The following is a 25,441-nucleotide window of genomic DNA, read 5'->3' on the forward strand; positions in this document are numbered from 1 at the left end:
ATTATGCGATAAATTGCGATAGGTAAATAGTGGTCCTTTAAATATATCGCTCATTTTTCATTATAACCTTATCACTTTAATACTTTGCTTCTCTTTGTCACTGTAATATATTGTTATTGCATATGTTCCTTTGATGAGATTGCTCATATTCAGTTTCTCTTTAAGTTCGGTTTGTCCACCAGTTATTTCTTTTTTATATACAATCTTTCCATTCATATCGGTAACAATAAGCAAAAGCTTAGAATACACTTGTGATGTCTTGATTTCCAAAGTTGTTTCGTCAATCACTGGGTTTGGACATGCCATTAGGGTATTAGTTTGAACATTGAGATTAAGCCTTGGTTCTGCTACCACTATTGCCACCGTATCTTTACCAACTGCTCCCAGGTTATCGATTACAGTGAGTTCAAATTCATAGGTGCCTCCAACAAGCCCATTTGCTGAGGTCTTTGCACTATTTGTGGACGCGATCACGCTGGCTGAAGGACCGGATATTTGTTTCCATGAATATCCAACAATTGTTCCATCTGCATCAGTGCCACTTCCGGTGAGGGACACACTATTAGTTGGTAAGGTTATAGTTTGGTCCTTACCTGCATTTGCAACAGGCGCTATGTTGGTGGCTGAGTTTACAGTTATTTGCATTGTGTCCCTACTTGTTGCTCCTTTATTATCCGTAACTATTATTTCAAATTTATATACACCTTTTAAAAGGCCCCAAACATCAGTAACAGGTGAAGATGCATTTATAATGTTATACGTTGAAGGGCCGGATATCTTTGTCCATACATAACTTACAACGGTCCCATCTGCATCACTGCCGCTTCCGGCTAATGATGCTGTATTAACAGGTAAGGTAATGGTTATATCTGGGCCCGCATGGGCTATAGGGGGAATATTAACAGCAGCATTAACTGTAATCTGCACAGTATCTCTTCCTCTTGCACCATTGTTGTCAGTAACTCTTAATTCAAATTGATATACTCCCTGCACCAAACCATTTATATCTGTAACAGCAGATGTTGGATTTACAATATTATAGCTTGTTGGCCCGGATATTTTTGACCATTGATAGCTTGCTACTATCCCGTCTGCATCACTTCCACTTCCTGAAACCGTTAAGGAATTTGTTGGCAATGTTATCGATTTATCTGCACCTGCATTTGCAACGGGAGCCTTGTTAGCGGCGGCATTTACTATTACCTGCATTATATCAGTTGAGGTTGCTCCTTTATTGTCGGTAATTTTTAATTGAAACTGGTATACTCCCTGAACAAGGCCGTTAATACCCGTAACAGATGAAGTAGGATTTACAACATTATAATTTGCAGGACCCGATACCTTTGTCCATAAATAGCCAACAACTGTCCCATCTGCGTCACTACCACTTCCCGAAATCGTTAAGGTATTTGCAGGCAATGTTATAATTTGATCCGGGCCCGCATTTGCAACTGGTGGTACATTTGGTGCAGCATTTACTGTTACCTGCATGATATCAGTTGCTGATGCTCCTTTATTATCTGTAACTTTTAATTGAAATTGGTATACACCCTCTACAAGGCTATTAATATCAATAGTAGCTGTTGTTGCATCTAAAATATTATAATTGGCGGGGCCAGATATTTTTGTCCATTGATAACTCACAATTGTTCCATCTGCATCATTACCGCTTCCTGAAATCGTTACTAAATTAGTTGGTAAAGTAATAATTTTATCTGTGCCTGCATTTGCAACAGGCGGTATATTTGGCGCTGCATTTACAGTTACCTGAACTTCATCGATTGCTATTGCTCCATCATTATCTGTTACCGTCAATTCAAATTGATATACTCCTTCTACGAGGCTGTTAATAGCTGTAATGGCTGATGTCGAATCCTTAATACTATAACTGGAAGGCCCGGATATTTTTGTCCATTTGTAACTCACCACAGTTCCATCTGCGTCACTACCACTTCCCGAAAGTGTCGATGAATTGGTTGGCAATGTTATAATCTGATCTGATCCGGCATTTGCAACTGGCGGTTGGTTTGGAGCAGCATTTACTGTCAACTGCATTATATCAGTTGCTGTTGCTCCGTTATTATCAGTAACTTTTAATTCAAACTGATATATTCCTTGTACAAGATTATTAACATCTACAGTAGCTGGTGTTGCATTTAAAATATTATAACTGGCGGGGCCGGATATTTTTGTCCATTGATAACTTACAATTGTTCCATCTGCATCACTGCCGCTTCCCGATAGTGTTAATGAATTGGTTGGTAATGTTATAATCTGATCTGATCCGGCATTTGCAAGTGGTGGTTGGTTTGGCGCTGCATTTACTATAACCTGCATTATGTCAGTTGCTGTTGCTCCATTATTATCGGTAACTTTTAATTCAAACTGATATATTCCTTGTACAAGGTTATTGACATCTGAATTAGCTAATGTTCCATTTAAAATATTATAACTGGCGGGGCCGGATATTTTTGTCCATTGATAACTTACACCTGTTCCGTCAGCATCACTGCCGCTTCCTGATAGTGTCAAGGAATTGGTTGGCAATGTTATAATTTGATCCGGGCCTGCATTTGCGACCGGAAGCTGGTTTGGCATTGCATTTACAGTCACCTGTATTACATCTGTTCCTATAGCGCCGCTGTTATCTGTAACCGTTAACTCAAATTGGTATATCCCCTCAACCAAACCTGTAACATCTGTAGCAGGTAAATTTGCGTTTACAATATTATAGCCTGAAGGGCCTGATATTAATGTCCATTTATAACTTACAACTGATCCATCAACATCGCTACCACTTCCAGAAAATTTTACTGTATTCGTTGGCAAAGTTATAATTTGATCCAGGCCTGCATTTGCAACCGGAGGAGTGTTTGGCGCTGCATTTACTGTTACCTCTATTACGTCTGTTCCTATAGCGCCGCTATTATCTGTAACTGTTAACTCAAATTGGTATACTCCCTCAACCAAACCTGTAACATCTGTAGCGGGTAAATTTGCATTTATAATACTATAGCCTGAAGGGCCTGATATTAATGTCCATTTATAACTTACAACTGATCCGTCGGCATCGGTACCACTTCCAGAAAGTGTTACTGAATTTGTTGGCAATGTTATACTTTCATCTGAACCTGCATTTGCAACGGGAGGTTGGTTAGGGGCGGAATTTACAGTTACTTGTACAATATCTGTTCCAATGGCTCCTTTATTATCAGTAACCTTTAATTGAAACTGATAGACTCCCTCAACCAACCCCGTAATATCTGTCGCAGGTAAATTTGCGTTTACAATATTATAACCTGAAGGGCCTGACATTAATGTCCAGTTATAACTTACAACTGATCCATCGGCATCGGTACCACTTCCAGAAAGTGTTATTGTATTACCTGGTAATGTTATTGATTGATCTGATCCTGCATTTGCAACAGGGACTATATTCCCTGAACCGTTAACTGTTATCTTAACTATATCGGTTCCTGTCGCCCCATCGTTATCGGTGACTTTTAATTGAAACTTGTATATCCCTTTTACAAGGCCAGTAATATCTGTGGCAGCAGAAGTTGCATTTACAATATTGTAACTTGACGGGCCGGATATCTCTGTCCATTCATAACTCACAACTGTGCCATCTGAATCAGTGCCGCTCCCTGAAAGAGTTACAGAGTTTACCGGTAGTTTTATGGTTTGATCTGCTCCTGCATTGGCGACCGGAGATATATTTGGTGGAGCATTAACAATTACCCGAACTATGTCGGTTCCTGTTGCGCCGGAATTATCAGTAACTTCCAGTTGAAATTGATATACTCCCTGAACCAAACCTGTAACGCTGGTGGATGATGATGTTGCATTTAAAATATTATAAGATGAAGGACCTGATATCTGTGTCCAGGTATATCCCACGATTGTTCCATCGGTATCCGTTCCGCTTCCCGAAAGAGTTACTGAATCTGTTGGCAATGTTATTGTTTGATCTGAACCTGCGTTGGCAACAGGAGAAACATTCCCAGAAATATTAACTGTAACTTGTATTGTATCGGTTCCTGTTGCCCCGTTATTATCGGTGACTTTTAGTCGAAACTGGTATAGCCCCTGCACAAGACCGGTAACATCAGTAGAGGCCGATGTTGCATTTATAATTGTATATCCTGATGGACCTGATATTTTTGTCCAGTTATATCCAACAATTGATCCATCTGCATCGGACCCATTTCCAAAAAGGGTTACGGAATTTGTTGGCAGTGTTATTGTTTGGTCTGATCCTGCATTTGCTACAGGAGGTATGTTCGTAGCTGCGTTTACTGTTACCTGTATTGTATCAGCCGATGTTGCTCCATTATCGTCGGTTACCTGCAATTCGAAAAGATACACACCCTGAATCAAACCTGTAACATTTGTAGATGGTAATGCAGGATTAACTATGGTATAAGCTGAAGGACCTGATATTTTTGACCATGCATAACTTACTACTACTCCATCTGCATCACTACCAATTCCGGAAAAGGTCACTGAATCGGCAGGCAATGTTATTGTTTGATCCAGCCCCGCATTTGCTACAGGAGGTATATTAGTGACAGCATTTACTGTTACCTGTACTATATCGGTTCCTATGGCTCCATTGTTGTCGGTAACCTGTAATTGAAACTGATAAACTCCTTCAACAAGTCCGGTTACGTCTGTAAAGGATGAATTTGGATTTACAATATTATAACCTGAAGGGCCGGATATTTCTGTCCATGTGTAACTTACAACAGTTCCATCTGAGTCGCTTCCGCTTCCCGAAAGTGTCACAGTATTCGTTGGTAAAGTTATTGTTTGATCAATTCCTGCATTGGCTACAGGAGGTATGTTGGCAGCGGCATTCACTGTAATTGAGACAATATCTGTTGCTGTCGCTCCACTATTATCAATAACTGTTAACTGAAACTGGTATACGCCCTGAACCAAACCTGTAACATCTGTAGATGGTGAATTTGCATTCACTATATTATAAGATGAAGGGCCGGATATCATCGTCCATGCATAACTTACAACGGTTCCATCTGAGTCGCTTCCGCTTCCCGAAAGTGTTACTGTATTCGTTGGTAAAGTTATTGTTTGATCAATTCCTGCACTGGCTACAGGGGGCTGATTAGGCACAGGATTTACTGTTATTGAGACAATATCTGTTGCTGTTGCTCCAATGTTATCAGTAACTGTTAACTGAAACTGGTATATACCCTGAGCCAAACCTGTAACATCTGTAGATGGTGAATTTGCATTCACTATATTATAAGATGAAGGGCCGGATATTTCTGTCCATGTATAACTTACAACGGTTCCATCTGAGTCGCTTCCACTTCCCGAAAGTGTTACTGTATTCGTCGGTAAAGTTATTGTTTGATCAGTTCCTGCATTGGCAACAGGAGGCTGATTAGGCGCAGGATTTACTGTTAGCTGCATTATATCAGTTCCTATTGCACCATTGTTATCGGTAACTGTCAATCGAAACTGGTAAGTTCCCTGAACTAAACCCGTAACTTCTGTACCTGGTGAATTTGCGTTTACAATATTATACCCTGAAGGACCGGATATTGCCGTCCATACATAACTTACAACTGTTCCGTCAGCATCACTGCCACTTCCCGAAAGTGTTATTGTATCTACAGGTAATGTTATTATTTGATCCATTCCTGCATTGGCTACAGGAGAAATGTTACCGGCAGCATTTGCTGTCAGCTGCATTATATCAGTTCCTATTGCACCATTGTTATCGGTAACTGTCAATTGAAACTGGTAAGTTCCCTGAACTAAACCCGTAACTTCTGTACCTGGTGAATTTGCATTTACAATATTATAAGATGAAGGGCCGGATATTTCAGTCCATTGGTATGATGATATAGTTCCATCTGCATCACTGCCACTTCCGGAAAGTGTGATTGTATCTACAGGTAATGTTATTATTTGATCCATTCCTGCATTGGCTACAGGAGAAATGTTTGGAGCAGCGTTCACGGTTACCAGCGTAATATCTGTTGCAGTTGCACCATTATTATCAGTCACTTCTAATTGAAACTTATAAACTCCCTGCAACAATCCTGTAACATCCGTAACCGGTGAATTTAGGTTTACAATATTATAGCCTGAAGGGCCGGATATTACTGTCCATACATAACTTACAACTGTTCCGTCTGCATCACTGCCACTTCCTGAAAGTGTTATTGTATTTGTTGGTAATGTTATTGTTTGATCCGGGCCTGCATTAGCAACCGGTGGTTGATTTGGAGCAGCGTTTACGGTTACCTGTATTATATCAGTTCCTATTGCACCATTGTTATCAGTAACTGCTAATTGAAATTGGTAGGTTCCCTGAACCAAACCCGTAACATCTGTACCTGGTGAATTTGCGTTTACAATATTGTAAGATGAAGGGCCGGATATCACCGTCCACGCATAATTTACAACAGTTCCGTCTGCATCACTTCCGCTTCCCGAAAGTGTTAGTGTATTCGCTGGTAAAGTTATTGTTTGATCCGTCCCCGCATTAGCTACAGGAGATATATTTGGAGCAGAGTTTACGGTTACCTGCATTATATCAGTCCCTATTGCACCATTGTTATCAGTAACAGTCAACTGAAACTGGTAAGTTCCCTGAACCAAACCCGTAACATCGGTTCCGGGCGCATTTGCGTTTACAATATTATACCCTGAAGAACCGGATACTTCCGTCCATATGTAACTTACAACTGTTCCATCTGTATCACTGCCGCTTCCGGACAGTGTTATCGTGTTTGTTGGTAACGTTACTGTTTGGTCAGAACCTGCATTAGCAATGGGTGAAATATTTAATGCAGCATTTACTGTTACCAAAACCACATCTGTTGCAGTTGCGCCATTATTATCGGTAACTGTTAATTGAAACTGGTAAGTTCCCTGAACCAGACCCGTAACATCGGTGCCGGATGAATTTGCATTTACAATATTATAACCTGAAGGACCGGATATTAACGTCCATTGGTATGATGATATAGTTCCATCAGGATCACTGCCACTTCCAGTGAGAGTTACGGCATTAAGAGGTAATGTTATTGTTTGATCTGACCCTGCATTGGTCACCGGGGGTTGGTTAGGCGCAGGATTTACTGTTACCTGCATAGTATCAATTCCTGTTGCGCCATTGTTATCGGTGACCGTTAACTGGAAGTGGTATATGCCCTGAACAAGACCGGTAATGGATGTACCTGGTGATGTGAAATTTAAAATGCTATAGCTAGATGGGCCTGATATCTTTGTCCATTGGTATGAAGAAATCGTTCCGTCAGAATCTGTACCGCTTCCGGAAAGTGTCAAAGAATTGGTTGGTAAGGTTATCGTTTGGTCCTGGCCTGCATTAGCTAATGGCGGTTGATTAATTGTTGCTCCATTTTTTATAAGAACAGCCGAAGAATAGGGAGGTAAAGTTATCGTTCCGGGATAGGAAATGTTTTTCACATCGATATAAGTGGCATTGAGCGTTGAAGTATTATTAACTAGCCTAGAATTATAGGAAAACAAAAGATCATTTAAATCAGTTATAGTTTTTGGTGACTTGTGAGAATGAACGTCAAATCCTGAATAAGTTTGCCACATCGTTAAATTGGCATCATTATCTGCAGCACCATATAACGTATACCTTATAGTCAGATTATCGTCTATTGGCCTTGCATAATAATTACTATCAATATCTCCAAAATTACGTATATCGTTACCGGATGTATGTATTGTTGCGAAGCATACTGTTCTTTGATCTTGCGGTGTGAAATCAGCGCCAGTCGTTTTGGCGATAATCGTGTTTTGATGAGAATAGATATTAGTTGTAAAAAATGAAATATTATCGTTACTTACAAATAATCCTAAGCCACAATCATAAATATTATTATACGTGACAGCGATATTATTCGCATTATGTAAATATATACCGGTATTACAATTTGCGACTGTATTGTTTCTAAGATAAAAACCACTCGAGTTATCGTCGCAATAGATTCCAACTGCTGAAAAATTTGTCGATGTTGTCCCTGTATTATTGCCAATGCCGTTTACAATAATATTGCTATCTATTATTTGATTTTTTTGTGCGTTACCAGAATAAATCCCTCCACCATCATCTTTAAGAAAACAGAAGTAATTAACATAATTATTTTTAACTCGATTGGGGCTGTTATCAGTACAGTTAAAACCAATGGCTATATAACCACTTGTATCGACTTCGTTGTTTTCAATTAAAGTATTTGAACTTGTTACGCTTATCCCCCACCCTGACTGACCGCTTCCCATCATTCCTTCAAATACGGATGTGTTTTTAATAGTATTATTTGTAACTGTAGAATTTGTAAATTCTGTCCCATACTCAATGCAGTTATTATTTGTATGATTAAAGGTATTATTATTAATAAGTAGATTGGCAGATGACCCACCCAATGCTTTGCCTTGCAACGCCTGAAAGTTGAAATTAAATGAACAATTTATAATTTTGCAATTAGCAAAATTCCCAACATAAAATGCTTCTGTATTGGCCCCTGTAAAATCAATACCATCAAAGGCTATATAACTTACGTTGATAGCTGTTACAAGTGCTTCTACACCTGCCAACTGTACTTTAACCGGAATTGAAGTTGAATACACACGTATTTTTTTTGTGGATGGATTGTAATACCATTCATTTTGCATGTCCAGTGTTCTTGAGTCATTCTGGATGAAAAAGCCCCAATTTGCTCTTCCATTATGCCCGTCACTTGCGAAGTTTAATGTCCCACCGGTGGCACTCGTTATAGTAGGTTTGGTAAAAATGTACCTTTCTTTTTTAATCACAGCCGTTGCCCCGGTCCAGTTTATAGCAGAAGAATTTAAAGAAGAACTTGTTATTGATGTTGAACTTGAAAAACTTTCATAAGTAAGCCACCCCGTATTCGGCCATCTTCCCATAGGAGTGTTCACGCCATTAATTACAACCATATTACAGGTTGATAAGGTTGAGATTGCATTTGTACTTTCCCAAATATTCCCACCTAAATTTGTCCACGCCGTGACATTAGTAAAACCCGTAATTACAGGATTTGCTCCAGTACCGTAAGCGCTGATCGTTAATGGTAAACCCGCTTTGCCACTTGCATTTACTGTAATATTTCCATAAAATACATCGCCCCTGTTAAATAGAATATTATCGCCAGGCAGTAACAGGCTAAAATAAGAATTAAGTTTGTTTAAAGATTTCCATGGAGTGGAAGTAGAAGTGCCGTTGTTGGCGTCATTTCCGGATGCCGAAATATAATAAGTGGTTGCATTCGCTGCAAAACAAAGAGTTGTGAATACAACTAATAACAATTTCGATTTCATAGATTATCGGATTAGCACTAGGATTATCCAGCAAGTATGCTAATTTTATAGTACTTAAAATTCACAATCAGCGATAAATTTTTGGATCGTAGATCCTATATCACTGAACGACATACCAACAAATAATTTCTCTATAATCTGAGAAGTTGATATGATAAAAAATCTCCCTTTTATTTCTTAAGGGATATGAATCCATTGAATGTTAGGGAAGAAATGGACGTATTGATATTTGCTTTAGAGCTAGAGAAATTCCGATTCGGCGTAATTGAAAATCATGGTGATTCTTTTAGGTTTTTACAATATGGATTTAGCATTAGATTTTGTGTATTAAATTCAAGATCAAAAAGTATAAAAATTGATATTCATACACTGACTAAAAACGCCAGCTTTTTTGGATTATTGCGGCCTAAATAGACTTAAAGTAATACTACTTTAAGCAACAACAGTAATATCACGTATTATGAAAGTATTGGTACGCATGCTTCTAAAAATTTCCCATTACTTAGACAAAATTTGGAGGGATATAATGATAAATTATCCTAAGGCAAAAATCGCATTTTGTTATGCGTATAATTGTTAATGCTAAATGGAATAAGTTCAAATTATTTGTGCGTGTAATACTTTTAGGGCTAATTTGTCGTTTATATATCATAAACCAGACTTATTAGTCACTGAAAAACTAGTCTAATTGATTATTAAATGTGGCGTACCTTTGAAAGGAAATAGAGTACAAATCGATCCCTTGAATAATCTATGGCAACATTTTTGATTATGCAAACTCATATATCAAAATATTAAAAATTAACTCTGAAACATTTATTTCTCAAAATTTACAAAAAATGAAAAAAATAATTTATTTGCCAATAGCAATTGCTTTCATGTTTTATTCCTGTAGCAAATCTCCTGCGTCTAAACCTGTAAAATTTACTGCAACGAGTTACGAAACTTTAGGTACCTACACTTCATCAGGAATGCCGGATTATTTAGCCACTCCAGATACTATTTCTCCTGACTTGCTCGCATATATAGACACGCTTTTGCCAAATGGAGTAGATTTAAGGCCAAGACACCCGGAATTTTTAATTAATACTGCTATCGCCGATATTGCAATCACCCAACCATCTGACGTATATATAACCTATGTTAAAGAAGACGGAGGCTTTAAAAACTCGATTGCTTTTTACACGTACCCTACCAGTTTACCCCCTGCAAGTGCTAACGATATTCACCTCATAACATACGTTTTCCCTAACGCCGGAAATCTTACCCCTTTAACCCCGGGCGATAAGGTTAAGATTGGCAATTTTCAGCCAGGAACTTCCATTGGTTTTGTATTGATGCAAAACGCGTGGAATTCAACCTCTCATGATTTGAACAATAACGCGGTACATTTTTGTACCAATGATGCCTTAAATCCCGAAGTTGATCCCAACTTAAAAAAGCATGCAGTTTTGGTGAATTATGCCCCTTCAAAAAAGGTAATAGTAGGATTCGAGGATTCCGACAGAACAACTTCTCAGTGCGATAATGATTTTAACGACGTATTATTTTATTGTACCGTTACTCCTTAAGAAAGGGTATTATAAGTAATTAGGGTGAGAGATCGTCTTAGCCTTCAGGATAGAAATACTGTATAGGGATTCAAATAATTATGCAAATTTAATTGCCAGTTCTTCCCTTTAAGATTAGGGTTCAGATACAATATTTTTAAATTCACCATAGCTTCAACGCTTAAAATAAAAACGGGCTGCTAAAGCGCAACCCGTTTCAGATGAAATTGATCAACAAGTATTTTGTATCGGGGAGCAGACTTGAACTGCCGACCTTCGGGTTATGAATCCGATGCTCTAACCAGCTGAGCTACCCCGACATTTTGGGCGGCAAAGATAATGTATTACAGAAAAAAGCAACAGGAAAAAAGAAGCTATTCAAAATTATTTTAAGACTTACGCCCAGGGTATATTTCAAGAGCTTTCTCAAGACAATCCATGGCTTTATTAATGGACTCGGCATTTAATACATACGCAAGTCTCACTTCTTTTTTACCAAGGCCTTCTGTACCATAAAATCCTGAAGCGGGAGCCAGCATTACAGTCGCATTTTTATAGCTAAATGATTCAAGCAGCCATTGGCAAAATTTATCGGCATCATCTATGGGTAATGAAGCCATTGCGTAAAATGCGCCGCCGGGTTGGGGACAAAATACACCAGGAATGTTGTTTAGCCTTTCAACAATTAAATTTCGGCGTAATTTATATTCAGCCTTTGTTCGTTCAAAATAACCTCCAGGAAGATCGATAGCTGCTTCACCTATAATCTGCCCAAATGTGGGAGGACTTAATCTCGCCTGCGCAAATTTCAGAACCGTTTCAATTACCTTTTTATTTTTTGTTACCAAAGCACCTATTCTTGCACCGCAGGCGCTGTATCTCTTGCTGATGGTGTCCATCATCACCATATTTTCTTCCGCACCCGTTAGCTGCATGGCGCTGAAATGTTCACCTTCATAACAAAATTCCCGGTAAGCTTCATCGGAAAATAAATATAAGTTATGCTTCTGAACAATCGTTTTGAGAACTGCCATTTCATCCTTTCTGTATAAATATCCTGTCGGGTTGTTCGGATTACAAATTACAATTGCCTTTGTTTTATCAGTAATTACTTTTTCAAATTCTTCTATGGGCGGCAAAGCAAAACCTGTTTCAATTGAGGAAGTAATTGGCTTCACTACAACACCTGCGGCCACAGCAAATCCGTTATAATTCGCATAAAAAGGCTCAGGTATTATTACTTCATCACCTGCATCAAGACAGCTCATAAAACCAAACAGAATTGCTTCGCTTCCACCAGTTGTTATAATAATATCCTGGTAATCTACAGTAATATTGACCGATTGATAATATTCCACTAATTTTTTACGATAGCTTTCATTACCGGCACTATGACTGTATTCTAAGACTTTAAAATTGGAATTACGAACCGCATCAAGAATCTCCTTAGGAGTTTCGATATCTGGTTGCCCGATATTTAAATGATAAATCTTTATGCCTTTGCTTTTTGCAGTTTCCGCGTACGGAACCAATTTACGGATTGGAGACGCAGGCATTAATTTACCACGATGGCTTATGGATAACATTTTGCAAATATATGATGAGGCTTTATACAATTAATTTTTAAGAAAGCTAAAACAATAATTATTTCCCGATTACACAGATAATCAAATGAATTCATCTTTAAAACTTACCAGGGAAATTATTGGTGAAATCTTTAAAACATGAATACCCTTTTTACTATAAAGCATCTTATAAGTATAGAACACTATAAAAATTCTGTTAATGCTGTTGATATCCCAAATCTTTATCAATACTTTTGAATTCTGTTTCTCTTCAACTACTCAACCTTAAAAGACGAAGTATCATATTCTTCAATTCTGCAACAGGGATGTTGCATGATAATAACAGGAATGTGTAAACGATTTACTCAAAAAGAAAAAACTTAATCTTTTGAAATCAATATTATACCGTTTTTTAATCGGTTGCGCAGGCTCAGATGAAGACATTCTCGATAAATGCCCACGCTCTGAACACATTAAACATGCTGGCTTTGGCGCTCTCGTTTTAGTTCCCGCAACGCTGGGTTTATTTTCAATGACCTATGCTATTTCTACATTTGTAGAAAAACCCTACTTATATATTCTTGCCGGAATTGTTTGGGCCGGCATTGTTTTTATCTTCGACCGGTTTATTATTTCAACGTTTCGAAAAAAGGGTTCTGTTTTAAAAGATATTAGTTCGCTTGCATTCATATCACGTGTAGTTTTTTCAGCATTCGTAGGAATAGCAGTAGCGCATCCATTGGTATTACTTTATTTTCATGAAAGCATCGATGTGAATATGGATGAAGTGGCCCATGCAAAAGTAGATAGCATTGAAAATGTTTATCAACTTCAGAAAAAAAATCTGCAATTGCAAACAGATACCATTGACAGGAATTTAAGACCAATATCTGATACAATTCATACCCAGGAAGGAATTCTTCATGATGAAATAAAGGGAGTGGTGAGAAGTGATGACCGTACAACAGGAAAGGCTGGCGAAGGTCCAACTTTTAAATATGATACTGCATATCTGAGCAGATTATATTCTGAACTGGCCCAAACAAAACAATCCAATGAATCAAAAAAGATTGATAATGCTAATACAATGGCGAAGCTGGATTCAGCGAGGCAATCAAAAATAAACAGGCTTACTTTTAGCCGCGATTACCTGGAAAGAGAAAGTGCACTTAGTCGTCTAACTGCTTCTAACAGCATTATAAAAATCACTACATGGTTTTTGATTATCTTTTTCATTTTGGTAGATATTTTACCCGTAACATGGAAAGGCTTAACAAGCCGCGGCCCTTATGATGAATACTTAAATGAAATTGAATTAAAAATAAAAAACGACGTGCAGGAGAAAATAATAGATTCAGAAACAAAATTGGAAATACATAAACGAAATAAGGAAAAGGAATTAATGGTTTATGACTAAAATTTAAAGGGGAATACGCCATCTGGCAATTATTGTCCCAATAGCAAGAATATAACCGGTTTTTTATGCAGATCTGTTTTTTCTTTTTTCCAATCAGCAATTGTTTTTGTTTTTATCCATTCATCAGGTGACGTCATTTCCGACGCGATGCACAGGAGTGTTGAAGGTTTGCAAATCTGCAAAACACTCTCCAATAATTTATTATTCCTGTAAGGTGTTTCAATAAAAATTTCTGTGCAGTTTTTTGTGGAAGACTCTTCTTCTAATTGTTTTATTTTTTTGTTCCTCTCAACATTATCGATTGGCAAATATCCTTCAAAAGCAAAATGCTGGCCATTTAAACCACTTGCCATTAAAGCAAGTAATATAGAGCTCGGGCCGACTAACGGTTTAATTATTACATTCATTTTTTGTGCTTCATAAATCAACAACTGTCCCGGGTCTGCAACTCCCGGGCAGCCTGCTTCACTGATGATAGCAATATTTTTTTTCTCATTTATTTTTTGCCTGAAAGTATTTATTTGCTCCTGTTCCACCTTATGAATTGCGTACCATTCGAAGTTATCAATCACAATTTCTTTGCACATACTTTTTAAAAAACGTCTAGCCGTTCGTTCATTTTCTGCAAAAATTACCTGACAGTTCTTTACTGCATCTAAAACATAAGGTGGAATTGTTTCAACCGCATCCTCTGCTAAAAAAGAGGGAATCAGATAAATCATTGAATAATATTTTAAAAAAGAAATTATTTTTCACGCTGTTGCAAACTTAGTGTAGCAGCCACCACAGCATAACCCGGTGCTAACACCCAGCCAACAAAAGGCGCTACGTGCATTATATAAAAAACTATTCCATTTCCAGTAGCAAGGCCTTTATGGTTCCCAATAAAATCAATACTTGCCGCAGGTGAAAGGCCCTTCCTTTCGCTGGTATAATCCAACATGGAAAAACCAAAATAATAACATTCAACAAAAATGGCTAATACAGGAGTGGCCCAGCCAACAACAGGCACTAACGATAAAAATAATATTGAAACTAAATACACCGTTTGCCACAACATATTGCGTAATGCGATTTGAATGCCTCTCACTATATCTTTAAAAAATTTTTGGGAATTAAAAGGATAGTGGGTATTGCTCATGATTGCCTGTGTCTTTTCACTTAACCATGCAAATACCGGGGAACCGGCAATGAGAAACAGGTATTTAAACCACGAAAAATAAAGCAACATTAATATGATCTGTAAAATAAGCTGGCCAAAAATGAACATAAAACGAAGCCAGCTTCCATGCTCCTTTTGAAGCCATATTTTTAAACCGGTTTTCGAAAAAAAATAATCAATAACATGTGCAGCAGATTGCCCAAAAATATAAATGCCAAACCCAAACAAGATTGCATAAATAACTCCAGGAATTAATATCCATTTCCACAACTTATGCTTCACAATAAAATTGTGGGCCTCGTAATATGCTCTTATCGCTATAACTATTTCTTCAAGCAACTATCATGTTATTACATTATCAAATGATTTCAAACTTAGATAATATAATTTAGTTTATTCTAAAAGTTTTATTTTGATGTTTTACTCTTTAGAATAATTTTTTATGAAAAAAATACCGTTATCGTTTTATTCGCGTAAAGATGTTGTTGAAATAGCAAAAGATCTTATAGGAAAAATAATTGTTACCAATTTCGATGGTAGTATTACTTCCGGCAGAATTGTAGAAACCGAAGCTTACGTTGCACTTACCGATAAGGCATCCCATTCTTTTGGCGGCAAAAGAACCGCAAAGAATGAACACATGTATGCCAGTGCCGGCACTGCGTATGTGTATATATGTTATGGTCTTCATCAAATGATGAATATTGTAACCAATGATAAGGATATTCCGGATGCTGTATTAATAAGAGCAGTTGAGCCAATTGATGGAATTGATGTTATGTTAAAAAGAACAGGTAAACCAACGCCGGATAAAACACTCACCCGGGGGCCAGGAAATGTGGGGAAAGCGCTTGGTATTTTTAAACACCATTCGGGCAATCATTTGCTTGGCGATAAAATTTATTTAATGGACGATCATTTTAAAATAAATAAAGAACAAATTGGAACAAGTGCAAGAATTGGCGTTGAAAGTGCAGGAGCCGATTCGTTACTCCCATACAGGTTTTATCTAAAGGGAAATAAATACGTAAGCGGCAAAAACAAATAGATTTTAGTACCAAAATTGGTGATGCTCATCGCCAAATATTATTTAAACCGCTTTAACTTTTTAACGCAAAATATCTGGTATAAAGCTTAATTTTGCAACTCAATTTTTAAAATAAAAACGAATAATTATGAGCACAGTTAAAGTTGCTATTAATGGTTTTGGCAGAATAGGCCGTCTTGTTTTCAGGCAAATTTATAATATGAAAGGAATAGATGTGGTGGCTATTAATGATTTAACGAGCCCGAAAGTATTGGCACATTTATTAAAGTACGACAGTGCACAGGGACGATTTGAGGGTGAGGTAAAAAGCACAGAGAACGCAATTATTGTTAACGGTGAGGAAGTAAAAATATACGCACAAAAAGATCCTTCACAAATTCCATGGGGAGCCCACGACGTTGATGTTGTAATTGAAAGCACTGGATTTTTTACTGATAAAGACAAGGCTGAAGCCCATATTAAGGCAGGGGCAAAAAAAGTTGTCATCTCTGCACCAGCAACAGGTGATTTAAAAACAGTTGTCTTTAATGTAAACCACAGTATTCTTGATGGAACTGAAACTATTATTTCATGTGCATCGTGCACTACTAATTGCCTTGCACCAATGGCAAAAGTGATGAACGATTCTTTTGGAATTAAAATCGGGTTTATGACTACCATACACGCATACACGAATGATCAAAACACATTGGATGCTCCACATCCAAAAGGGGATTTAAGAAGAGCAAGAGCTGCCGCTGCGAATATTGTTCCTAATAGTACCGGCGCTGCAAAAGCTATTGGCCTTGTTTTGCCAGAGCTTAAAGGTAAGCTGGATGGTGGTGCGCAAAGAGTTCCTGTAATTACTGGCTCATTAACAGAGTTAACTACTGTTCTTAATAAAAAGACTTCAGTTGAAGAAGTGAATGCTGCCATGAAAGCTGCTTCTAACGAAAGCTTTGGATATAATACCGATGACATTGTTAGTTCAGACGTGATAGGCACTCATTACGGTTCTTTGTTCGATGCTACACAAACGAAGGTGATGACTGTTGGCGACGATCAATTGGTAAAAACCGTAAGCTGGTACGATAATGAAATGAGTTATGTATCTCAGTTAGTACGCACGGTAAATTATTTTGCAGGACTTATAAAGAAATAATCTAAGGAAATTTTGTTTTCGATATTTTTAATTGCCCCTCATAACAGAGGGGTTTTTTCTTACCCGCGCAGGAGGGATCTTTAAGGTGCTCACTTTTTTTTCAAACCGGAAAGATAATTTTCGAGAGCGGAAACCATGCTTGGCATTTTGGGCTGTGGTGCAACTATATCAGGATTTAATCCTGCGGCTAAAACAGCTTTACGTGTGTTATCGCCAAAAGCACCAATTAAAGTTCCATTCTGCACAAACCTGGGGCAATTTTCTACGAAGCTTTTAACACCAAGAGGTGTAAAAAAGCAAATAATATCATAGTGCTTTTGTTCAATAATATCTTTTACGTCATTTGAGATTATTTGATATAACACCGGGATAGCATACTCGCAGTTATTTGCTATAAGCCAGTTGGTAATTTCGCTATCGAATGATTGAGAACAAGGATACAAAAACTTTTCAAGCTCCTTGTGCTTGTTAATAACATCGAAAAGGCTTTTATTAGTTCCATCGGCTCCGTAAAAAACCTTTCTTTTTCTATATAAAATAAATTTTTGCAGATACAGCGCCACAGCTTCCGTAATACAAAAATATTTTGTGTTTTGAGATATAGTTAATTTCAGCTCTTCACATGTTCTGAAAAAGTGGTCAATTGCATTACGGCTCGTAAAGATTACCGCTGAATATGCAGCGATTTCAATTTTTTGTTTTCGGAACTCTTTTGCAGGAATTGGTTCTACTCTAATGAAGGGCTCAAATCGAAGATTTAAGTTGTACTTTCTTGCCATTTCAAAGTAAGGAGATTTTTCCCCTTCCGGCCTCGCCTGTGTTATAAGAATATTTTCGATTTGTTTCAAAGTTTTGAGCTCTTGTAAATCAGTTTTCATATCCATAGTAATCAAGCAGGTATAGCACAAAGTTACATTTTTTTGTCGCAATACAATTTTATACTATTCTGAAATTCAACATTTATATAAAGTAATCAACCACTAATTTATAAACGATAAGTAGAGGCAAAATTTCAACAGCCGTTACATAAATAACAAAATGCAAAGGTTCTAGTGGAAATCGGTATTCCAAAACGCCATAGGTCTTTATATACCTCGATAAAAAAAACAGGCCCATCATCAACAGAGAGAAAGTAACGATATAGTTAGTCCAGGCTGCCATTGAAAACGCAAGAAGGATTGAAAAGGGAACCAGGATAATGCCAGTAATTTTATTAACAAGAAATATTACAAAAATATAATTATCCGCTGCCTGCTGCATTCCGCTCATCCAACCCATAAACTTGAGAATACAATATTTTATAAAATAAAGGGCGCCTATGCCTGCAATACAAAAAGGCAATAACAATTTATTGTTTATTAGGCGCGGCGGGTGGTAGTGTTTAAAAAGTAACCATACATAAAATCCAACACTTATTGCAAAGAAAATATTAAGAATAAAAGAAGGAAGTTTCGCCTGCAAAAGCTGATCTGTAAGCTGGGTTTGCCTGATAGAAGTATTAAAAAATACCCGAAAGAGGTTATTAAAATAATTGTTGTAAAAAGTTTTAAATATTCCAAGAATCAAAATCACGAAACATAATGAATAAAATATAAATTCTTTACCAGTAATTTGCTTCCCTTCTGCACCAAAAAATATTGGCGGGTCTTTTACATTGATAAATTTACCTGATGCCAGCAATGAATCAACAAAAGAATGATACGATTTTATTATACGATGAGCCGTCGCTTTAATTGAATCGGCATTTAAGCGGGTTGTGTCTTTTAATAGAATAGCCGACGTATCTGGTGTTATCACCCGATGAATCACCACTTTAGGTGATTTGGTTTTTACTCCTGGCGAATCTTTTAATTTAATACCTAATGTGTCTGTTCTAACTTGTGTTAAGCTAGCGGATTGTTGCTGAGCATGCAGATAGGCGCAAAAAAAAGTAAGCAAAAAAGTAGTTATAAAGTACCGCGTCATTTTAATGTTTAATACCTCAAAAATAGTTGATATAGCCAAAATGTATTTTAGAAGCATTGCGAATATCAAATTTAATATCATTCCTTTTTCCTATCGCATAACTTAGGTTTAATAAACCAAATTTCGTCTCGAATGAAAGGCCCAGTCCTGCGCTTATAAAATTGTTGGAGTAATCGATACTATTAAATTTTGTTTGAGTAAAGCCTGTATCAGTAAAACCAAAGAAATTAGAATTAACCCCAACAAGATACCTGTATTCCGCTGTGAAAACAGCGTATTGATTTGCATAAATACTTTCTTCGTCAAAGCCGCGTAGCAATTTATAACCTCCTATTTGAAACAATTCGTTTTGGAAAGTTTGGGGACTTTGATACCATCCAATATTAGCCGCCATTTTTAATGTACTGCGTTTACCTAAGGGAGCGTAATGAGCTGCTGCTGCAACTAACCGTAACCGGTAGGATTTTAGTTTTACAGAATCGTACAATGAATTGTAATCAAATGCGGGATCCGATGGATCTTTCAGGTTTATAATATTATTGTTCTTTGAAATTTTTTTAATTCCGGCGGTGGCAGTTATTTCCAATTCGTTCCCGGTTCGTGGATTAAGCCTGTAATTTGTATTAACAAAATTGTAATTAATTCCAAAATTGCCGGAGCCTACGTCAATGTTAGGTGGCAGCCTTTTTGTAATTAAAATATTGTTGGTATCGATGCCGCCTGAAAGCAGGTAACTTCGCTCATTTTGATAAAAGATTTTTCCCGATTGATTGACCGATAAACTATATTGAATTCCTATAATACCATTCAACTGCAAATAAGACGAATCTCTCTTCAGCAAATCAAAATTAAAATCAATTCCAAATAAAGAATTAAAAATATAAGGCTGGTTAAATCCTAAATTCAAACGGGGCGATTGTGGCTGCAGTTGTTGCCAGTTCACTAAGATATTTTCGCCCTGCCCCAGCGAATTTTTTAAGTTGAGATGCACATCGCCTGTTAATTGTGTTTTACCGGTTGTTGTATTGGCAGGTAAAAAACCCACGAGTACATTTATTTCGCTGCTTCGTTTTGGTTGCAAATACAAATTAAGTACAGAGCCGCTTCCCAACATAGTTACATCCCACGGCTGCACTTCCTGCAGGTATGGTAATTGCTTTAACCTGTTGCTTACTTTCTGTAATTTTTGATTACTATAAATACTTCCATTACTTATATCAAAATAATGCTGAAGAAATAAATTTTTAATTTTCGCTTTCCCATACACCCTGATGCTGTCAATATGATACAAAGGGCCTTTTTTTACATCAAGGGTTCCTTTAATTTTGTTATTTGTTATTTCAACGTTATTTAACGACACTTCTGCGAAAGGATAGCCGTTATTTTCATAATAGTTTAAAATCTTTTCTTCTTGTTGCTGCCAACGCACAAAATCAATAGTTTTATTTTTAAATTGCTTTTCATTCCAGCCGGTAGACTCAAGTAATTTTTCATCAACACTATCGGTATTTATTTCGACCCATTTGTATTGGTCTCCCAAATATAGATTTATAGTTGCATGGGTTGAATCATAAATCACTGAATCAATTGAAGCAGCAGGGAACCCTTTGGATACAAGAGTTGCGGCTAATGTATTTAAATAAACAGTTGCAAATTCTTTTCCATCGAAAGATGTTTTAAGGCCAAGTTGCTGTAAGTTATACGAAGTATCTTTGCCGGATAGCAGGTAGTTTACAATATATTTTTTCTGGGCGAAAATATTTGAAACAAATAATAATATCAATGTTGCAATAATAAACAAAACACGGCTGAAATATTTTATTGTTGCTGCTTTCATGTTAATCATTCAAATCTAAAATGAAATATTTGAAAACAATGCCCGAATAAAGTAAAGGCAGTAAAACAAAAAAATTGGCAGGTATTTATATTCATATTCCGTTTTGCAAACAGGCATGTTATTATTGCAATTTTCATTTCTCTACTTCATTGGATTTAAAAGATGAGATGATAGCTGCTTTAATTAAAGAAATTAAACTTTCGTCTCTTTATTTACTAAACGATAAAAGTGAAACAGAAATTATAGAAACTGTATATTTTGGCGGAGGAACACCAAGCCTGCTTAATAATGATGATATAAAAAATTTATTGGATGCTGTAAGAAATAATTATACAAAAAGTAAGGATGCTGAAATTACTATTGAAGCCAATCCGGATGATATAAATAAAGAAAAATTATCAACCTGGAAAGACGCAGGTATTAACAGGTTGAGCATCGGTATTCAGTCTTTCAAACAACAGGATTTGCAATGGATGAACAGGGCACATAATACAACACAGGCATTTGAAAGTATTGTATTGGCAAAAGATGCAGGTTTCAATAATTTTTCTGTTGATCTTATTTATGGAACTCCGGGCCTGACAGATGAAGAATGGAAAATGAATGTTGAACAGGTTATAAACTCGGGCTCTCCCCATATTGCCTGTTATGCATTAACTGTTGAGCCAAAAACGGCCTTACAAAAAATGATCGCTTTAAAAAAGAAAGTTGATATTGATACAGATCAACAGGCCAACCAATTTTTGCTTCTTATGAAATGGCTGAAAGAAGCTGGCTACGAGCATTATGAAATTTCCAATTTTGCAAAACCGGGTTACCGCAGCAGGCATAACAGCAGCTATTGGCAAGGCAAAAAATACATTGGCATTGGTCCTTCGGCTCATTCTTATGATGGAAAAAGCAGAAGGTGGAATATAGCGAACAATCCTTCCTATATTAAATCAATAAAAAATAACATTATTCCTTTTGAAGAAGAAAAGCTTACTAACGTTGAGAGGTTAAACGAATATATTATGACTTCTTTACGAACTATTGAAGGACTTGATTTGAAAACAATAGAACATAATTTTTCGGCAGAAGAGAGAAAAAGAATAGAAAATGCTGTTATTGATTACATCAATAAAAAGATGATCATTTATAAAAATGAATGTCTCATCTTAAGTAATGAAGGAAAATTATTTGCCGATAGAATAGCGTCGCAATTGTTCTTTACTACTTAATTTTCATACTAAATTTTTCTCAATTTCCCGGAAACCATCCTCCGGTGAAAGATGCTCCCACAAAATTTTATAGATCGTTTCAGCTATAGGTATTTCTGCAAGAATTTTTTTATTAATTATGTGAATACACTTGCTGGCATTATATCCCTCTGCAACCATATTCATTTCAAGCTGTGCAGATTTTACAGAATATCCTTTACCAATCATATTTCCAAATGTACGGTTGCGGCTGTATAAAGAATAACAGGTTACCAAAAGATCGCCCAAATAAACAGAGGCAGCATAATTAGTGATATGTTTTTCATTTCGAATAGGCATAAACGTATGGTCAATGCTTCCCACTTCTATATTTTGAATTCCGGCTTTTCTTAAAAAACCCGCCATCTCATCTGCGCTGTTGGCTATAAGCACACTCAAAAAATTATCGCCATATTCAAGGCCGTGAGCTATCCCGGCTCCAAGAGCATAAATATTTTTTAATATCGCGGCATACTGCACACCATATATGTCATCATTGGTAATTATGTTGATGTATTCATTTTTAAAAAAAGAAGCTATTAATTCTGTAGTTGCTATATCAATTCCAGAAAAAGTGAGGTAAGATAATTTCTCGGCAGCAACTTCTTCCGCATGGCACGGCCCAAGTATTGTAAAATAATTGGTGAGTTCAACCGCATATTCATTTTTAAGATAGTCATTCAGCAATAAATTTTGTTCGGGTAATATTCCCTTTATGGCAGAGACAATTTTTTTATTTTGAAAAATATTTTTTGGTAAACCGCCAAGTATATTCAAAGCATAGGCAGACGGGACGACTACAATTATGCAATCAGAATTAGTTATTACTTCTTCAACATTTGTTGTTAAATGCAACAGGCTTGTATCAAAATAAGCAGAGCTTAAATACTGGAGATTATGGTGCCGTTTTTTAAAATGAACAATACTTGTTTCATTCCTGATCCACCAATTAATTGAATTAACATTATCGGTTAAAATTTTTGCCAATGCAGTGCCCCAGCTTCCACTTCCTATAATTCCAAATTTCATAATAGTCCTAATTTTTCTACTGCAATTTGTGCAGCTACCTGGCTTGCATCTTTTTTATTATATGCTTTTGCTTCGGCAATTACCACTCCATCAACTTTTGCACCAATAGTAAAAAGCCTTCTTCCATTTTCTATTTTTTCATCCAACGTTTCAAACTCAAGGTTCTTACCATTCTTATTGGCCCAGCCATATAATTTATTTTTTTGATTGATATCAAGATTCTCAAGATCCTGCATAAACAGATGCGGACTTATGATATGCTGATTTACCCACTCACGTGTTTTCTTATAACCTTTATCCAAATAAACGGCGCCAACCAGGGCTTCCAGAGTGTTACCAAATATTTGGGATATTTTTAAAGAATTATCAAAACGATTGTAAAAAGTAATTTTTTTCAATCCAATTTTTAGGGCAATTTCATTTAACTGATTGCGGTTAACCATTTTACTTCTCATCTCGGTTAAAAAACCTTCATCTTTATAAGGATAACGCATAAAAAGATAATGCGCAACCAATGAACTGAGTACTGCATCGCCTAAAAATTCAAGTCGCTCGTTGTTTTCATCGGCCCCTTCTCTTATGGAACGATGGCTGAGAGCCGTTTTATATAAATTTAATTTCCCGGGATTCAAGCCAAGAACATTGCGGAGTTGCCTTCTCAAATCTTTATCTGCCTTTGAAGAAAAAATATTTCTGAAAAAATGCACAATCGAAATTTAAATAAATTATTCCTAAGGTAAAGAAAATTAATTTTATTATTTTCTATGGGAGGCGTTAAAGAAACTTGTATTATTCTAAAAAATTACCGGGGAATTGCTACTTTAAAATCAAATTAATAAAAATGATTCCTTGAAACAAAAGAAGCCATATATTCTATGGCTTATATTTCTTTACAATTACAGAAGCATTGTGGCCACCGAATCCGAACGTATTACTTAATGCAGCATTTACAACTTTTTCCTGAGCTTTATTAAAAGTAAAATTTAATCGTGGATCGAGTTCAGGATCATCAGTAAAATGATTGATTGTAGGGGGGATAATATTTTTTGTTACTGCGAGTATACAAGCTAAGGCTTCTATTACCCCGGCTGCACCAAGGCAATGGCCGGTCATTGACTTTGTAGAGCTGATATTTAAATCATACGCTTTGTCGCCAAAAACACTTAGGATTGCTTTAGTTTCGGCTATATCTCCCAAAGGAGTTGAAGTTCCATGAACATTTATATAATCAATATCTTCAGGCCTCATGCCGGCATCTCTTAAAGCAACGGTCATTACATTTTTTGCCCCGAGCCCGTCGGGATGTGGCGCTGTAATGTGGTATGCATCTGCTGTTGCACCACCGCCAGCTATTTCACAGTAAATTTTTGCTCCCCTGGCTTTTGCATGTTCCAGTTCTTCCAAAACAAGAACACCTGCGCCTTCTCCCATAACAAATCCATCACGGTCTTTATCAAAAGGCCGCGATGCGGTTTTTGGATCGTCATTTCTTTCGCTGAGGGCTTTCATAGCATTGAAACCGCCAACACCCGCTTCGCAAATAACGGCTTCACTTCCCCCGGAGAGTATGATATCGGCCTTGCCTAAACGAATATTGTCATAAGCATCGATAATAGCATTGGTGCTGCTTGCACATGCACTTACCACAGCAAAATTTGGACCCCGGAAACCATACCTCATCGAGATCTGCCCGGCGCCTATATCCAAAATCATTTTGGGAATGAAGAATGGATTAAAGCGTGGAGTACCATCACCTCTCGCGAATTCCATAACATCGTCCTGGAAAGTTGTAATGCCGCCAATACCGCTGGCGAAAATTACACCTACCCGGTCCTGGTCAACGTTATCTTTGCTTATACCTGCATCCTTTACCGCTTCATCGCTGGCAACAAGCGCAAATTGGGCAAACCTGTCAAGTTTACGAGCTTCCTTTCTGTCGAAGTAATTGGTAGGTTCAAAATCTTTAACCTCGCAGGCAAACCTGGTCTTAAATTTCGCAATATCGAACTGCTGAATAATATCAGCACCAGATACGCCTTTAACTAAACCTTCCCAGTATTCCGGAACAGATTTACCTAAAGGCGTTATGGCTCCTAATCCCGTTACGACTACTCTTTTTAATTCCATAAGTTTGCCTG

General features: G+C 37.0%; 15 protein-coding genes and 1 tRNA gene. 5 read left to right on the forward strand and 11 right to left on the reverse strand.

Translation table 11 applies throughout. From position 1 onward, the window contains the following. Positions 1–60: 60 nt before the first annotated feature. The gene (locus FW778_RS10815) at positions 61–9,351 is read right to left on the reverse strand and encodes a PKD domain-containing protein (protein WP_150414722.1); all 9,291 of its coding nucleotides are present in this window, start codon (positions 9,349–9,351) and stop codon (positions 61–63) included. 839 nt (positions 9,352–10,190) lie between these two features. On the opposite strand from FW778_RS10815, the gene FW778_RS10820 reads away from it, so the two are divergent. Next, positions 10,191–10,922, forward strand: coding sequence for a DUF4114 domain-containing protein (locus FW778_RS10820; protein WP_150414723.1), 732 nt, complete (start codon positions 10,191–10,193; stop codon positions 10,920–10,922). Positions 10,923–11,147: 225 nt separating this feature from the next. Here the strand turns inward: FW778_RS10820 and FW778_RS10825 are convergent. After that, positions 11,148–11,221: transfer RNA gene (locus FW778_RS10825), tRNA-Met, on the reverse strand. Between the two features lie 69 nt (positions 11,222–11,290). Then, positions 11,291–12,487 (reverse strand): pyridoxal phosphate-dependent aminotransferase, encoded by a 1,197-nt coding sequence (locus FW778_RS10830; protein WP_150414724.1) that lies wholly within the window; start codon positions 12,485–12,487, stop codon positions 11,291–11,293. A 367-nt stretch (positions 12,488–12,854) separates the two neighbouring features. Here FW778_RS10830 and FW778_RS10835 point away from each other — a divergent pair, with 367 nt between their 5' ends. After that, on the forward strand, positions 12,855–13,883 hold the full coding sequence (locus tag FW778_RS10835; RefSeq protein ID WP_150414725.1) for a DUF4407 domain-containing protein: 1,029 nt from the start codon (positions 12,855–12,857) through the stop codon (positions 13,881–13,883). Positions 13,884–13,912: 29 nt separating this feature from the next. Here FW778_RS10835 and FW778_RS10840 read toward each other — a convergent pair whose 3' ends face one another. Together FW778_RS10840 and FW778_RS10845 are read right to left on the reverse strand one after the other, a co-directional pair. Continuing rightward, positions 13,913–14,605 carry an SAM-dependent methyltransferase gene (locus FW778_RS10840; protein ID WP_150414726.1) on the reverse strand — a complete coding sequence of 231 codons (693 nt, stop codon included), beginning with the start codon at positions 14,603–14,605 and terminating at the stop codon, positions 13,913–13,915. A 23-nt stretch (positions 14,606–14,628) separates the two neighbouring features. After that, positions 14,629–15,384 (reverse strand): EI24 domain-containing protein, encoded by a 756-nt coding sequence (locus tag FW778_RS10845; RefSeq protein WP_150414727.1) that lies wholly within the window; start codon positions 15,382–15,384, stop codon positions 14,629–14,631. Positions 15,385–15,487: 103 nt separating this feature from the next. Here FW778_RS10845 and FW778_RS10850 point away from each other — a divergent pair, with 103 nt between their 5' ends. Continuing rightward, the gene (locus tag FW778_RS10850; RefSeq protein ID WP_150414728.1) at positions 15,488–16,093 is read left to right on the forward strand and encodes a DNA-3-methyladenine glycosylase; all 606 of its coding nucleotides are present in this window, start codon (positions 15,488–15,490) and stop codon (positions 16,091–16,093) included. Positions 16,094–16,220: 127 nt separating this feature from the next. Then, entirely contained in the window at positions 16,221–17,234 is a 1,014-nt protein-coding gene (gene gap / locus FW778_RS10855; RefSeq protein ID WP_150414729.1) for a type I glyceraldehyde-3-phosphate dehydrogenase, read from the forward strand. Between the two features lie 89 nt (positions 17,235–17,323). Here gap and FW778_RS10860 read toward each other — a convergent pair whose 3' ends face one another. The 3 genes from FW778_RS10860 to FW778_RS10870 form a co-directional block, all read right to left on the reverse strand. Next, entirely contained in the window at positions 17,324–18,082 is a 759-nt protein-coding gene (locus FW778_RS10860; protein ID WP_235906198.1) for a uroporphyrinogen-III synthase, read from the reverse strand. Between the two features lie 112 nt (positions 18,083–18,194). Then, positions 18,195–19,199 carry a DUF4271 domain-containing protein gene (locus FW778_RS10865; protein ID WP_202552187.1) on the reverse strand — a complete coding sequence of 335 codons (1,005 nt, stop codon included), beginning with the start codon at positions 19,197–19,199 and terminating at the stop codon, positions 18,195–18,197. A gap of 16 nt (positions 19,200–19,215) precedes the next feature. Beyond that, a complete protein-coding gene (locus tag FW778_RS10870) occupies positions 19,216–21,036 on the reverse strand; it encodes a BamA/TamA family outer membrane protein (protein WP_150414732.1) in 1,821 nt (606 codons plus the stop codon). 74 nt (positions 21,037–21,110) lie between these two features. Between FW778_RS10870 and hemW the strand changes: the two genes are divergently transcribed. Then, on the forward strand, positions 21,111–22,256 hold the full coding sequence (gene hemW, locus FW778_RS10875) for a radical SAM family heme chaperone HemW (protein WP_150414733.1): 1,146 nt from the start codon (positions 21,111–21,113) through the stop codon (positions 22,254–22,256). Between the two features lie 3 nt (positions 22,257–22,259). On the opposite strand, the gene FW778_RS10880 is transcribed toward hemW, so the two are convergent. The 3 genes from FW778_RS10880 to fabF form a co-directional block, all read right to left on the reverse strand. Continuing rightward, the gene (locus tag FW778_RS10880) at positions 22,260–23,303 is read right to left on the reverse strand and encodes an NAD(P)H-dependent glycerol-3-phosphate dehydrogenase (protein WP_150414734.1); all 1,044 of its coding nucleotides are present in this window, start codon (positions 23,301–23,303) and stop codon (positions 22,260–22,262) included. Then, entirely contained in the window at positions 23,300–24,010 is a 711-nt protein-coding gene (gene rnc / locus FW778_RS10885) for a ribonuclease III (RefSeq protein ID WP_150414735.1), read from the reverse strand. Before rnc ends, FW778_RS10880 begins: the two co-directional genes overlap by 4 nt. Before the next feature lie 166 nt (positions 24,011–24,176). Continuing rightward, positions 24,177–25,430, reverse strand: a complete 1,254-nt coding sequence (gene fabF, locus FW778_RS10890) for a beta-ketoacyl-ACP synthase II (protein ID WP_150414736.1) — start codon at positions 25,428–25,430, stop codon at positions 24,177–24,179. Between the last annotated feature and the right edge of the window lie 11 nt (positions 25,431–25,441).

Origin of the sequence: Ginsengibacter hankyongi, assembly GCF_008710285.1 — a bacterium.
In the GTDB taxonomy this organism is placed as follows: domain Bacteria; phylum Bacteroidota; class Bacteroidia; order Chitinophagales; family Chitinophagaceae; genus Ginsengibacter; species Ginsengibacter hankyongi.